General features: G+C 40.7%; 10 protein-coding genes. 4 read left to right on the top strand and 6 right to left on the bottom strand.

The annotated features are described in order from the left end of the window. Genes ACUN24_RS25405 through ACUN24_RS25390 form a run of 4 tightly spaced genes read left to right on the top strand, consistent with a single transcriptional unit; the run spans nt 1 to nt 6,172 of the window. On the top strand, nt 1–1,377 hold the full coding sequence (locus ACUN24_RS25405) for a RagB/SusD family nutrient uptake outer membrane protein (protein ID WP_445565016.1): 1,377 nt from the start codon (nt 1–3) through the stop codon (nt 1,375–1,377). Nucleotides 1,378–1,388: 11 nt separating this feature from the next. Beyond that, nucleotides 1,389–3,377 carry a TlpA family protein disulfide reductase gene (locus ACUN24_RS25400; RefSeq protein ID WP_445565015.1) on the top strand — a complete coding sequence of 663 codons (1,989 nt, stop codon included), beginning with the start codon at nt 1,389–1,391 and terminating at the stop codon, nt 3,375–3,377. A gap of 4 nt (nt 3,378–3,381) precedes the next feature. Then, complete coding sequence (locus ACUN24_RS25395; RefSeq protein ID WP_445565014.1) at nt 3,382–5,013, top strand: S41 family peptidase; 1,632 nt, start codon at nt 3,382–3,384, stop codon at nt 5,011–5,013. Between the two features lie 10 nt (nt 5,014–5,023). Further along, the gene (locus tag ACUN24_RS25390) at nt 5,024–6,172 is read left to right on the top strand and encodes a redoxin domain-containing protein (protein WP_445565013.1); all 1,149 of its coding nucleotides are present in this window, start codon (nt 5,024–5,026) and stop codon (nt 6,170–6,172) included. Nucleotides 6,173–6,301: 129 nt separating this feature from the next. Here ACUN24_RS25390 and ACUN24_RS25385 read toward each other — a convergent pair whose 3' ends face one another. From ACUN24_RS25385 to ACUN24_RS25360, 6 genes are all read right to left on the bottom strand, one after another. Further along, the gene (locus tag ACUN24_RS25385) at nt 6,302–7,546 is read right to left on the bottom strand and encodes an arsenic transporter (RefSeq protein WP_445565012.1); all 1,245 of its coding nucleotides are present in this window, start codon (nt 7,544–7,546) and stop codon (nt 6,302–6,304) included. Between the two features lie 304 nt (nt 7,547–7,850). After that, the gene (locus ACUN24_RS25380) at nt 7,851–9,068 is read right to left on the bottom strand and encodes an MFS transporter (RefSeq protein ID WP_445565011.1); all 1,218 of its coding nucleotides are present in this window, start codon (nt 9,066–9,068) and stop codon (nt 7,851–7,853) included. Between the two features lie 164 nt (nt 9,069–9,232). Then, entirely contained in the window at nt 9,233–10,567 is a 1,335-nt protein-coding gene (locus tag ACUN24_RS25375; protein WP_445565010.1) for a sensor histidine kinase, read from the bottom strand. Then, nucleotides 10,568–11,251 carry a response regulator transcription factor gene (locus ACUN24_RS25370; RefSeq protein ID WP_121283675.1) on the bottom strand — a complete coding sequence of 228 codons (684 nt, stop codon included), beginning with the start codon at nt 11,249–11,251 and terminating at the stop codon, nt 10,568–10,570. Beyond that, nucleotides 11,248–11,943 (bottom strand): hypothetical protein, encoded by a 696-nt coding sequence (locus ACUN24_RS25365; RefSeq protein ID WP_445565009.1) that lies wholly within the window; start codon nt 11,941–11,943, stop codon nt 11,248–11,250. The genes ACUN24_RS25370 and ACUN24_RS25365 overlap by 4 nt, the downstream gene beginning before the upstream one ends. Nucleotides 11,944–12,204: 261 nt before the next feature. Further along, nucleotides 12,205–12,939, bottom strand: a complete 735-nt coding sequence (locus ACUN24_RS25360; protein ID WP_445565008.1) for a hypothetical protein — start codon at nt 12,937–12,939, stop codon at nt 12,205–12,207. Between the last annotated feature and the right edge of the window lie 118 nt (nt 12,940–13,057).

The raw sequence follows: 13,057 nt of genomic DNA, 5'->3' as shown, positions 1-13,057 counted from the left end.
ATGAAAAATAGATATTCAATTATATTGTTTGCCTTAGCAATTACTTTGGCAAGCTGCAGGAAATATGTGGAGATTGATCAGCTTTCAGTCAGGACACTAAAATATACTTCCGATTTCAGGAATACCATGAACAATAATGGTGTTCTGGAAGGAACCTATTCTTACCCGATACTATCAGGTGATGATATAGAAATCAATGATGCAACAAGGCAAACCTCTCTCGGAGTGGGAGACGTTTTAGGCAATGTATACACGTGGGCGCCAAAATATACTTCTGAAAGCCAAAGCGACGCCGACTGGGATAAACAATATAAAACCATTTATGTGTGCAACCAGGTTTTAGATGGTGTTTTAACATCTCAGGATGGAACGGAAGCAGAAAAGCAGCGAATTTACGCAGAGGCCCTGGTTCACCGGGCCTATGCCTATCTGACATTGGTAAATACGTATGGCAAGCAGTATAACGCGGCCACCGCATCAACCGATTTGGGCGTTCCGCTGCTCACCACATCAAATTTATTCACCAAACTCAACAGAGCCCCTGTTGCCGATGTTTATAAGCAAATATTAAATGATTTAAGAATATCAATAAGTCGCTTACCTGCGGTTGCGGAGTATAATGTACGCCCGGCAAAAGTATCAGGCTATGCCATATTTGCCAAGACCTATTTAAACATGCGCGATTTTAACAATGCAGCCTTATATGCGGATAGCGCCCTGGCTTTGCAAAGTGGCTTACTAGACCTGAAAACTTACGAAAATGCCGCAGGAACCATTCCGGTAAGATTGTTAAATCCTGAGATTATCTTTTCCAAAATTGCAGGCGTGAATTATGTTGCTACTTCCTTAAGTAGTGATTTACTGACTTCTTTGGGAACAACAGATTTACGTTATAAGCTTTTTACAGATGTAGGGAATCGGTTTAGGGGGCAGTTTAGTGCTTCTTTTACCGGAAGGGCATCAACCAAATACCTGATTAATGAATCTGTAATTAACAACGGCCCTACTGTGCCTGAAATGATGCTGATTAAAGCAGAGTGTTTAGCCAGGGCTGGAAAAACTGAAGATGCAATGACTTTGGTCAATAATTTGAGAATTAAGCGCTTTACAACGGCTAATTATATTCCATTAACAGCAGCAAGTGCTACTGACGCACTTCGTATCGTTGTTGAAGAAAAAAGAAGAGAGTTTTTTGGAACAGGTATGCGCTGGTTTGACCAGAAGCGTCTGAATCTTGACAACGACTTCGCCGTAACAAAGAATCGCAGTTTCAAAGGCGTTAATTATACTTTACAACCTAATAGTAACCTTTACGTATATCCTATCGGAGATAAATACATTCTTCTGAACCCCGAATTGCAACAAAACCCCAGATAGAAAATAAATCCATGAAAAAACATTTTTTTAGAAAATGTATGCTACTGCTTTGCCCGTTTTTCGGGCAGCAGTTAGCTGCACAAACGGTAACCTGGCAGCCCGAAATACTAAAGCAAAACCAGAAAATCAGCTTTCAATACCAACCGAAAGGTGGCGATCTCGAATTTAGTGACGGGCCTAAAGCACTCGCGGCAGTATACAGCGGTAGCAAATGGAACACTGTCCCGGTTCAGTTAGAGAAAAAGAACGACATGTGGAACGGAAGTTATCAGCTTCCGGAAAATGCCGTATTAATTGCTTTGAAATTTTATCAGGGCGATCTTCAGAATCCTGAAGCATTTGACAATCAGAATGGTAAAGGTTATTATCACCAGGTTATGGATGCTAAGGGAAAAATAGCCCCGGGTAGCTACCTGGCAGAGGCCAGTTTCAAGGCAGGTGCAACAGGCGATTGGACATTGAACAGCTTTGTTAGTCCTTCCAAAGATCAAAAGATGATTGATTCTTTGCTGCAAAAGGAAGAAAAGCTTTCTAAGCGTATACCAAGAACACTTTTATTCAATTATCTGGATCTTAAACAGCTCACCATGCCCGCTTCTGATTTCAGCGCAATGGCTGATAATCTGTTAAAAAGCGAACTAAAAAGAGGGAATCTTAACGAACAGTTTTTGGCACAGGCACAACGCTATTACGAAAAGTTGAAAAATAAAAGTGGTTCAGCTACAGTAGAATCAATTATTTTCAAAGATTATCCAAAAAGCAGCACAGCCAGGTTTTTAGCCTTCAGAAAATATACGGAGGGAAAATACGGAAAGGATTTCGAAACAGGTGCCGAAGAATTTCTCAAGGCTTTTCCATATTTGGAATGGGAGAAATCACCGAACAACCAGGCGTTTGTTTACTATACAATATTCAGAAACCTGGCAACACAATACTTTGAAGACGGGCAAAATGATAAATTTTTAGGACTCTTTAAGGATATTGATTTTAAAACGGCCAACGAAATCTACCGCTGGAATATAACCCGAAATCAAATGGCGGGAAAAAGCGATCGGAAATTACTTTATAAAGATAGCCAGATAATTATTCCTTACCTGTTGGAAAGACAAAAGGATAAATCCTATTTAGCCGATTTTGATAACGATGCGGAAAAGGCTCAGCAAAATGCAGATAATCAGATGGATGATCGCCTCTTTACGCACATCTCCCTTGCAAATTCGGAGGGTGACTATGCCGGGGCAAACCAGTACTTCAAATATTTATCGAAAAAAGGAACTTTCGGAAATGCTGACTTAAATGAAATGCATGTTAATGTTTTGGAAAAATTGAACGATACCAAAGCAATTAAGCCATTCTTGGAATCCAGTGTTGCCACTAATGCAGTTACTCCGGTTATGTTTACCAAACTTAAGGAACTATATAAAAGCGAGCATGGCGGTAAGGAAGAAGGCTATGAGCAGTACCTTGCAGGTTTAACACCATCGGACAAGAAAAGTGAAATGAGGGCACATGTAATGGCGAACATGGTTAACTATCCGCTTACACCATTTAGTTTAGAAAATGCCGACGGTAAAATGGTTAATTCTAAAGATTGGGCAAACCAGATTGTGGTGATCGACTTCTGGGCAACATGGTGCAGACCATGTATTGAAGCTTTCCCGGGTATGCAACTTCTGGTTGACCAGTATGCTAAAGATCCTAAGGTTGCCGTTTATATGATTGGTACCATGCAGTTTGGCGATTACAAAACAAAATCCGTTAAGTATGTACTGGATAATCATTACCGTTTTAATCTTTTACATGATGCTGTGGGGCCAAAAGGAGAGCAGGATCTTGTTTTCAGAAGCCTGACACCATTGTTTAAGTCATCGGCGATTCCGCGTAAGATCATTATCAAAAATGGCGTTGTTCGATACAGTTCAGAGGGTTATTCAGGTAGTCCGAGCCAGTTAAGAGATGAGTTATCAATGGCCATAGAAATATTAAGAGCAGAGAAATAATAAAATGAAGAGAGCGAAAATATTATGGAGCATACTTGTGCTATTGATTAGCTATAGTGCCCATGCACAAATGAATCCGAAAATAAAATTGCAGGATGCACTTAAACTTATTCAGGATAATTATGTAGATCCCGTAAATGATGAGCAGGTTGTTGATGCGGCCATTAAAGCGATGTTAAGCAGCCTTGATCCGCATTCCAGCTACATCAGCCGCGAAGAAATCGAAGCCATGAATGAGCAAATGACAGGCAGTTTTGCGGGCATCGGCATCTCATTTGCAATGGTGGCCGATAGTACCTTTATAACGGGTATCAATCCTGACGGGCCGGCAGCAAGGGCAGGTTTACAGGTAGGCGACCGGATTAGTACGGTTGACGGAGCCTCTATTTTTGGTAAAGGTTTAAAAAACCAGGATGTGATGCGGATGCTTCGTGGCGAAAAAGGGAAAGCCGTTAAGTTAGGCATTATGCGCAAGTCGCAAACCGCACCGCTCGAATTTAATGTGATGAGGGAACTGATCGCTGATCTCTCCATCAATACCAGTTACATGGTAAGCAAAAATGTAGGCTACATTTCGTTAGCTATTTTCAGCCAGTCAACCAGAAGGGAAATGGATGCAGCACTAAAGAAGTTAAAGGCTTTAGGCATGACCAAATTAATCCTGGATTTACAATCTAATGGTGGCGGACTTGTTGAAGCTGCTATCGGCGTAGCAGATGAATTCCTGGCAAAGGATAAACTGGTTTTCTATTCTGTAACCAACTCCGGTGTAAAAGATAATTATATGACTGGTGGTTTTGGCCAGTTTATGACAGGCGATTTAGTGGTTTTGATTGATGAGTCAACGGCTTCATCAAGCGAAATATTAACAGGTGCTTTACAGGATTGGGATAGGGCAGTGGTAATTGGCAGAAGAAGTTTTGGTAAAGGCATCATGCAAAAAGGTCTTGAATTGAGCGATGGTTCAGTAATCAAATTGACAGCTGCACGCTACTACACGCCATCTGGCAGATCGATTCAAAAACCCTATGCAAAAGGTAAAACAGATTACTTTGAAGATTTTAACCGGCGCATGGCTTCTGGTGAACTTACAGAAGGAGGACATGTGAACTTTCCGGATTCTTTAAAACACACAACCCTCCTGAATAAAAGAACGGTTTATGGTGGGGGCGGGATTATGCCAGATAAGTTCATACCAATTGATACGGCAATTTACAGCGCATGGTTAAATAAATTGATGAACAGCGGACGGGTAACCCAGGCGGCTTTCAATTATGTACAACAAAACCGAAAAAACTTAACAGACAAATATGCTGACTTTGATGCTTTTGATCATTCCTTCAACGTAGATGAGCAAATGATTGATCAGATCATGACCAGCGCGATTAAGCAGGGACTTAAACTACCACCGGTAACGGATAAGGTAGCGAGAAAAACCATTGCTGTAGAATTAAAGGCAGAAATGGCCGATATGCTCTATTTAGGTAAAGGCTACGCACTTCGCGTTCGAAATGAAGCGAGTACCACTTTTAGTACAGCATTGGATATCCTAAATAACCAAAAGATTTATAATCAATTGCTGGAAGCTAAACCTTCTAAAAATACAACCGCTCCATCCAAAATCACGAAAAAATAATCTATAAACCATGAAAAAAACATTATTGGCAGCGACATTAGTGATTAGTGCTTTTGTTGCCTCTGCACAAACAGGCTATGTGATCAAAGGCCAGATCGGCAAACTGGGCAAACCAGCAAAAGCCTTTCTCTTAACTAAACTGGAAGGGAAGGAAAAACTAGATTCAGTAGAACTGGTTAACGGGGCTTTCACATTTAAAGGTTCAGTTCCTTCACCAATGGAGGCTACGCTTCGCCTGAAACACGACAAATCCATCGATACACCCGGACGACGGATTAAAATTGATGGCATGGCGATCATTCTTGGAAATGAGAATATCACCATTACAGGTAAAGATTCCATTAAAACCGCTACAATCAAAGGCTCAACTTTAACTGATGAGAGTAAAAAAGTGGATGCCCTTTTAGCTCCTATTTATGGAAAACTGAAAGCTCTGGAAAAAGAATTTGCTGATCAGCCAGAAGCTAAAAAACAGGATAAAACCTATATCATGGATCTGGAAAAAAGAGCAAAAGTGATAGAGAAAGAGATTTTTGATGCCAAAATTAATTATGTGAAGCAAAATCCTTCGAAATACATGGCCTTGATGGCGCTTAATTCAACCCTAGGCCCTGGTTTCGATGCCATCGAAATGGAGAAAATCTTCGCCAATATTTCTCCTGAACTGAAGTCTTCTTTTTTTGGAAAGCAAGTAGCTGAGCGTATTGCTCACTTTAAAAAAACACAGGAAGGCGTAGACGCGCAGGATTTCTCTCAACCTGATGCAGACGGTAAAATGGTTAAACTTTCTGATTACAAAGGAAAATATGTGCTGGTTGACTTCTGGGCATCATGGTGTGCACCATGCCGGAGAGAAAATCCAAATCTTGTTAAGATTTACGAACAATATAAATCAAAAGGATTCGAAATTTTAGGCGTATCAATGGATAAGGCTGCTGATAAAGCAAAATGGCTTAAAGCCATCGCTGATGATAAACTGACCTGGAAACAGGTTGGGGATTTAAAAGGCTGGGAAAACGATGCGGCGGCTAAATATGATGTTAAAGCTATCCCTATGAATTTTTTAATCGATCCAAAAGGAAAAATTATTGCCAAAGATCTTCGTGGCCCTGTATTGGAAGCGAAAATAAAAGAGATTTATGAAAATAAATCTAAGTAGTAAAAATTTTATTAGTTAATGATGACTAATGCAGGTTGATGGATGTCGCCTGCATTTTTTGTATCATTTGTTTTGGGCATATCAATTGACTACAGGATTAAAGTCATGTAGTGGCAAATACCTAACAGATCAAATCCATAAGGATAATATGGCAACTATCAACGCTGCAGTCATAATTATGCTTCCTAATTTTAAAAATGTCCAGGCACTTACTGCTTGCCCCTCGCGTCTTAAAGCCACCAGCCATAGTATAGTAGCTAATGAACCTGTTATGGAGAGGTTGGGGCCGAGGTCTATGCCAATCAGCACCGCGCTTTTAACCATATCTGGTGTATGTGTACTTTGCAGCACATTTCCTGCTATTAAACCGGCCGGCAAATTATTCATTAAATTGCAGGCTACGGCGGTCACAGTACCACTAAGCCACACAGCTGCAGTCTCAGATCTTGCTATCGCATCATTTAACATTGCACTTAAATGTTGGGTCATCCCGGTTTTATTTAACGCTTCTACCACTACAAATAAACCTGCCACCAACGGAAGTACTGCCCAGGATATCCCCTTAATAATACTGACCGGGTTTTTTCTTGCTCTGGCCAATACAATTGCGCTGGTGGTGATGCCGGTGATCAATGTAGGCAATCCAAGTTGAATATTCCAGGCCGAAGCAGCCAGTAAAACAGCTGCTGTTCCACAGATTCCAATTAAAGCTGTTTTACCGCCAGGGCTTAATTCAGGCAAACTAATGTCAGTTCTGATTTTTTGTTTAAAACAGTCGCGCTGAGAAAATCGGAGCATAAAATAAGTAACGGTAATGGCGCATATAGAGGGGATAAGGAACAAACTTAGCCAATGCATTAAGGATGGCATGTGTTTGCCATAAATGACCAAATTTGCAGGATTCGAAATGGGAAGCATAAAAGAAGCTGCATTAGCAATGAAAGCACAGATCAATAAATACGGCAGTGGTTTTTCTACTTTAGCTGCTTTAACTGCAGCGGCCACGGCTGGCGTTAGCACAACAGCTGTGGCATCATTGGAAAGAAATGTGGTTACAATAACACCAACAAGATAGATCAGCAAAAACAACTTTCCAGAAGATCCCCTAGCCCTTAGTGTGGCATGGGCAGCCAGCCAATCGAACAATTTTTCCTCCCGGGCAGTTTCGGCCAGCAACATCATGCCCGTCAGGAATAAATAAACATCTAAACCTTTTGCTATCCCAGAAAAGGCATCAGAAGGGGTAACCAGCTGAAATAATAATAATAAGGCAGCGCCACTTATGGCGTACACCGCTTCTGTAACTTTAAAAGGCCTGATGATCACACCTGCTATTGCCAGGAAGGAAATGATCCAGATTAGGATGTTAGTCATATTTTTTTATAGCGCTAAGATATTGGTTTTGCATTACGGTTATGGCCTTTAGTTCTGTTTCAATTTGAGTTATAATCGGCAGCAGATCTATGTAATTCTGTTCTTTGGCTTTAGTAATGCGCAGATCTCCTAAATGAGTGAAGATTAATGGGGCTGAACTCATAATTTATTTTTTCGTATTCGCTACTGTATTTAAAGATCCTATAGCATCTTGTTTCTCTGTTGTTATCATTTGATGTTTTTTCTTATCCTCCCATAGTGAAGTTCATTTATGACTAGCTATCCTAATGAGAATTAATATGGGTTAGCAGGCGTCCTTAATTGTTTTTGCAAATATGATCCACAATAGTATGGACCCAATGGCAAATGCACCAAGGATGATAAAGGTGGTATTATAACCTATTCCCTCTGCTATCCAGCCTCCAATTGCCGGGCTAAATGAAGCACCTAGCCCTTGTACGGTCATTACCGCGCCCTGTCCGATATTTACGCGTCCCGTGCCATTCAATATATGAGCAACCAGTCCGGGAACGGCAACACTTTGCAGGCCTGCACCAATTCCGTCTAAAATTTGTACGGGATAGATTCCTATGTGACTGTGCATATAAGCGGCAAATAAACCACGGATAGGTAAAGACAGGAAAGAGATGAATAACACCAGCCAGTAGCCTGTTTTATCTGCCATCTTTATCGCTAATAATGAGGTGCCGATCATAACCAGTTGCGCGATAATAATCGTCATGGCCACAAACATAGAAGCATTACTGTGGCCATTAGCGGCAGCGGCGAGACCATAAAGCGGCAGCATAGCGCCGTTCCCCAAATGAAAAAATGCCAATGCACCTGCAAGTACTAATAATGATTTACACTGAAATAACACTTTAAATCCACTGGCTTTCTCATTTTTATCTCCCTCTTTCATGCCTCTTGCCACATGATCGTCAATGGATTTGGCCGGAATCAATAATACTGAAATGATGGACAATACGCCAAAAAAAGCAGCTAAAATAAATATTGCCGTTATACCGAATTTATAACCCAGGTAACCAGAAAGCGCAGAACCTACCACATTGCCTGCATGATTAAATGCCTGGTTATACCCGTTTTGCTTGTTAAATCCTTTTTGTTTGACTATACCCAGCGTGATTCCGATTATAGCCGGACCGATAGCTGATCCGGCAATAGCTGTTGCCACCTGCGAAATGCTAACCAGCCAAAACTCCTGGGTGAATAAGATTATCGCCGATGCCAATATGGTGAAGATCGCTGATATAACCACATAAAACCGCTTCCTTTTGGTAGCATCGATTAATGCACCCGCCGGAATAGTCATAATCATTCCGGCAACTCCACCAATGGTCATTACTGAACCAATCAATCCGCTTTTCCAGCCATGCGCTAAAAGGAATATCCCTAAAAATGGCCCGATTCCAGCCTGGAGATCAGCCATGAAAAAATTAAGAGATTGTAATGGCCAGATTACCCTCTTATCTGTTTCACCTGTTGACACTTGTTTGCTCATACGGTTTCCTTAACATCCTGGGCATTCATTATGTTTAAATCCTTAATAGGGATAATTTATTTTAATGTATTGTAAATCAGGTTTTTGTGTTGTTTTTTGGTGAGATTAATTTTTCTTCATATTAAAAAGTGGTGCGAGATCACCTTTTAGCTCAGTACTGAGCACTATGTGCTAATTGGCAAGTCTACTATTGCTTCAAAGGAAAAGTTGCTGCTTTCCATGTGGAAATTTCCATGATGTAATTGCGTGATCTCATTAACCAGCCAAAGACCAATGCCTGCACCGTTTGAGTCTATAGCCTCTCTATGGAAGGCATTTTGGAGATTTTCAGTGGGGAAACTTTCTTCGTTAATCGTATTTTTAAAGCTTATGGCGATATGATCTTTCAATGTGGATCGCTGAACAGAACAGTGGATGGTTGTGCCTGGAGCAGCATATTTAACTGCATTTTCTACGAGGTTCATCAGTAAGATATTCAGTTTATCATCATCGGCAGTTATCAAAAATGTCTCTGCATCTTTATCAAAATCAATCTTCGGGTTTAATCCTTTTTGTTGCAGAAATGGTTGGAACCTGTGAAATAATCGAAGTATAACCAATGAAAGATCTATTTGTTGCTTATGTAAGGTAATGCCACTACTTTTTAACTGACTTACCAGTAAGAATTCCTGTACCACCTGTTGCAGCCTGTTAATTTCAGCGAGCTGACTTTTCATCAGGTTTGATAGCTCCGGCGCCAATACCGGCTTAGATAGCTGGACTTCTATTTCGGCGCGCATAATGGCCAGCGGTGTCTTTAATTCATGTGAGGCCGAGGCAAAAAAGTTTTGCTGCTGCTGTAACGATTCATCGATCCTCACTAACATCATATTTATGGTTTCCGTTAATTCCTGCAATTCATCATTCGTTTTCTTAACCGGAATTACATCCCTGAGTTTATGCGCATTGATAAGCTTGGCGGCTTTAATGATACGTTGCACCGGCTGTAATAAATAAAACGATAAAATATAGGCAATTAAACCTGCAAGCAAAACACTCAACAGGCTACAGGCAAAAAGCAGTAAAAGCAAGTATTGTAAATTATTATTCAATTGCTCTGCACTTCGTACGAGCATCAATTCGGCTGGGTTATCCTCATTACTGCTGATTACGTAGGCAACCCTCATTCCCAGGGTATCGGTTACGCCTGTTTTTGTTGGAGTGCGGATATTTTTAATGATCCCTGGCGACTGAAAAACTGTTATGGGCTTTCCTGCTGAATGGTATAATACCCTGATGGAGGTGTTGTTATCAGGCAAAGGAATAATTGCCGGTAATACTTCGGTTTTATCCAAAAGTGTCTGGGCCCTGGCTATTAAATAGGCATCATTATCGGATATCATCAGCATCCTGATCTTCCGGTAACAGTAAAGGTTGAAGGAAAAACTCAATAAAATAAAGATCAGGCTGAATGCTGCCGTTATTTTTAATTTGATGCCGAACTGATGCTTTCCTATCATTTAGCCTTGTTTTACGTCGCCTTTCAGTACATAACCCCGCCCAACAACCGTGTGGATCAATTCTTCATCATAACCTCTATCCATTTTTTTTCGAAGCTGATAAAGGTGTACTTCTATTACATTGCTACCGGGATCGAAGTTTATGTCCCATACTTTTTCGAGAATCTGTGATTTTGTTACTACATTATTCTGATTGGCGAGCAGGAACTCCAGCAAGGCAAATTCACGATTACTCAATATTACTGGTTTACCGGCCCGGCTAACTTCTCTTGTCAGCAGGTCTACCTTGAGATCCGAAACCTGTAATTTGAGTGAACCCTGTGCTAAAGACCGGCGTTGTACAGAGCGTACCCTGGCTAACAGTTCATCAAGCTCAAATGGCTTTTTAAGGTAATCAATAGCGCCATGGTCAAGCCCGTTTATCACGTGCTCTGTATCGTTTAATGCACTTATTATAATCACCTGCGTTTGGTTATTAAAACTGCGCAGGTTTTTTAAAACTTCCAACCCATTAAGAGTGGGTAACATCATATCCAATAAGATAAGATCATAATTGCCAACCATAGCCGTTTCCAAGCCTTTATTACCATCGGCAACCTGATCACAGATGTGACCGGCCTGTGTAAGGGCGTCAGCAATAAATCCTGCTAACTTTAACTCATCTTCTATTAATAATATTTTCATCTTACCAGGAATGTTTTGTTATCTATCGTAATGCTTAGCACAATGTATACTTTATCATGATTTATATTAATAAAGCCCTGGTCATCCTGACGCCTCACCGCTACAAGATGAAATATGTCGCTTTCTTTGATGAGGTGTGCGATATCATCTACCAGCCCCGGCTTAAAGTGAAATAAAAGGTTATTCTTTCTCAAGGCCACAATACCACCATATTGATCTGTGATCAAAACAGGTTTTTCCAGTTTAAATTTTTCTGTTTGCTGATTTGGAACATCCGGAGGCGGGGGTAAATCCCCGAGAGTCTGACTAATGCCCGTTCTATTATTCTTAATGGCTATTAATTGGTAACCAACTACTTCATCGCTCGGGTTTAAACCATAAGTTACCGTAACCAATTCTCCTTTGGTACCAATCCTGGTTACCCATGCTGCTGTATGTGGCCGAAAATCAATAGTGATTGAACCAGCCTTTTCGGTTTTCAGTTCCAATGCATTGATATCTAAATGAGGATTGTTTTTATACCTGGTAACGATTCCGGTAATTATCCGTTGTTTTTGCAGGCGTTCCATCGGTGGCCTGTCAGGTTGTATTGGAGCTTTCGGTAATAAAGGCACGGGAGGTTTTATTAACAACCAGATAATAACCAATAGTAAAATAATGATCACGACCAGCAGGGGGCGGTAATTTTTCATTTTTAATGGCTCTAGGTCATTATCTTGCTCCATTTTCATACAATCTGCAAAATACCATTATATTTTATCAGTTAACAGCGAAGTAACCAATTAGTTCATCGTCACTTTAATTAATTTAAGATGAGGCTGTATCATAAATTGTATTTGCTTTGAATTTGTCACGTTGAGCCTGTCGAAACGCCCTGTATGACATCTAAAACATGTCCTTCGACAAGCTCAGGATGACAATTCTATATTTATGTACAGCCTCGTCTAACCAGATTATCTTAACAAATAAGTCTGTCCATTAATCTCAATGGTTTCCGGGTGAATGATCGTTGGGGCACCGGTTTCTAAGGCCACACCTGATGGTGGTGTGTCTTTAATGCCGGTTACCTTTATTTTATCTCCAGCTTTTAGTAAAGATTGTAACTGTTCAATTGCAGGTGGAGGTAAATCTATCTGTACCTTGTTGTCGAGATTAAGCCCGCGGATTGCACCTCCCTGGTCACGCTTAAAATCACTGATTTTTCCTGTAAAGGTTCCAGGCTGTGCATTAACCGGTACAATAGGTACAGTTGGCGGGGTATCTACTATTTGCGTTCCATCAACCAGCAAACTCGCCATTTGGAATACATTTACACCATCTGGTCCATTATCTGTAAAGCCTTTTACAGTTACCGATTTACCTTTAGCTGCTGCACTCATCAATTGTTTACCTAGTTGTTCGGGAAATCTAACTGTGATTACCTGACTGCCATTTTGCAAGGTGAAACTATTATAGATATACCTGTCATTTGTTTGGTAGGCTATAACCTTTCCGTTCAGCGAAGTTAAAACTTTTAAAGCACCGCCTTCCAAACCGCCTCTATTTCGTCCAGGGCCAGGAAGCATTTCTCCAGGGCCTCCGGCCGGTGGTGCAGGAGGGTTATCATTTGGGCGTACCTGCGCTAGTGTTACTATACTCATCAGCGCGAAACAAGCAGTTATTGCTGTTTTTTTGATTTGACTTTTCATATGCTCTTTTTTTTTGATTTTCAATAATTTTATGATTCAAAACTACGCTTGCGATCTGAAGAGGGTATGAAAAGCGAATTAATTTTAATTCATTTGATATTTGATTATCCTCACTGGA

Source organism: Pedobacter sp. WC2501 (genome assembly GCF_052682415.1).
Note: the sequence above shows the minus strand (reverse complement) of the source record. Positions and strands in the feature narration are given on the sequence as shown.

Excerpts from the sequence above, each read along its gene's own strand:
- ACUN24_RS25405 (WP_445565016.1), top strand. The coding sequence starts at position 1 with ATGAAAAATAGATATTCAATTATATTGTTTGCCTTAGCAATTACTTTG.
- ACUN24_RS25400 (WP_445565015.1), top strand. The coding sequence starts at position 1,389 with ATGAAAAAACATTTTTTTAGAAAATGTATGCTACTGCTTTGCCCGTTT.
- ACUN24_RS25395 (WP_445565014.1), top strand. The coding sequence starts at position 3,382 with ATGAAGAGAGCGAAAATATTATGGAGCATACTTGTGCTATTGATTAGC.
- ACUN24_RS25390 (WP_445565013.1), top strand. The coding sequence starts at position 5,024 with ATGAAAAAAACATTATTGGCAGCGACATTAGTGATTAGTGCTTTTGTT.
- ACUN24_RS25385 (WP_445565012.1), bottom strand. The coding sequence starts at position 7,546 with ATGACTAACATCCTAATCTGGATCATTTCCTTCCTGGCAATAGCAGGT.
- ACUN24_RS25380 (WP_445565011.1), bottom strand. The coding sequence starts at position 9,068 with ATGAGCAAACAAGTGTCAACAGGTGAAACAGATAAGAGGGTAATCTGG.
- ACUN24_RS25375 (WP_445565010.1), bottom strand. The coding sequence starts at position 10,567 with ATGATAGGAAAGCATCAGTTCGGCATCAAATTAAAAATAACGGCAGCA.
- ACUN24_RS25370 (WP_121283675.1), bottom strand. The coding sequence starts at position 11,251 with ATGAAAATATTATTAATAGAAGATGAGTTAAAGTTAGCAGGATTTATT.
- ACUN24_RS25365 (WP_445565009.1), bottom strand. The coding sequence starts at position 11,943 with ATGAAAAATTACCGCCCCCTGCTGGTCGTGATCATTATTTTACTATTG.
- ACUN24_RS25360 (WP_445565008.1), bottom strand. The coding sequence starts at position 12,939 with ATGAAAAGTCAAATCAAAAAAACAGCAATAACTGCTTGTTTCGCGCTG.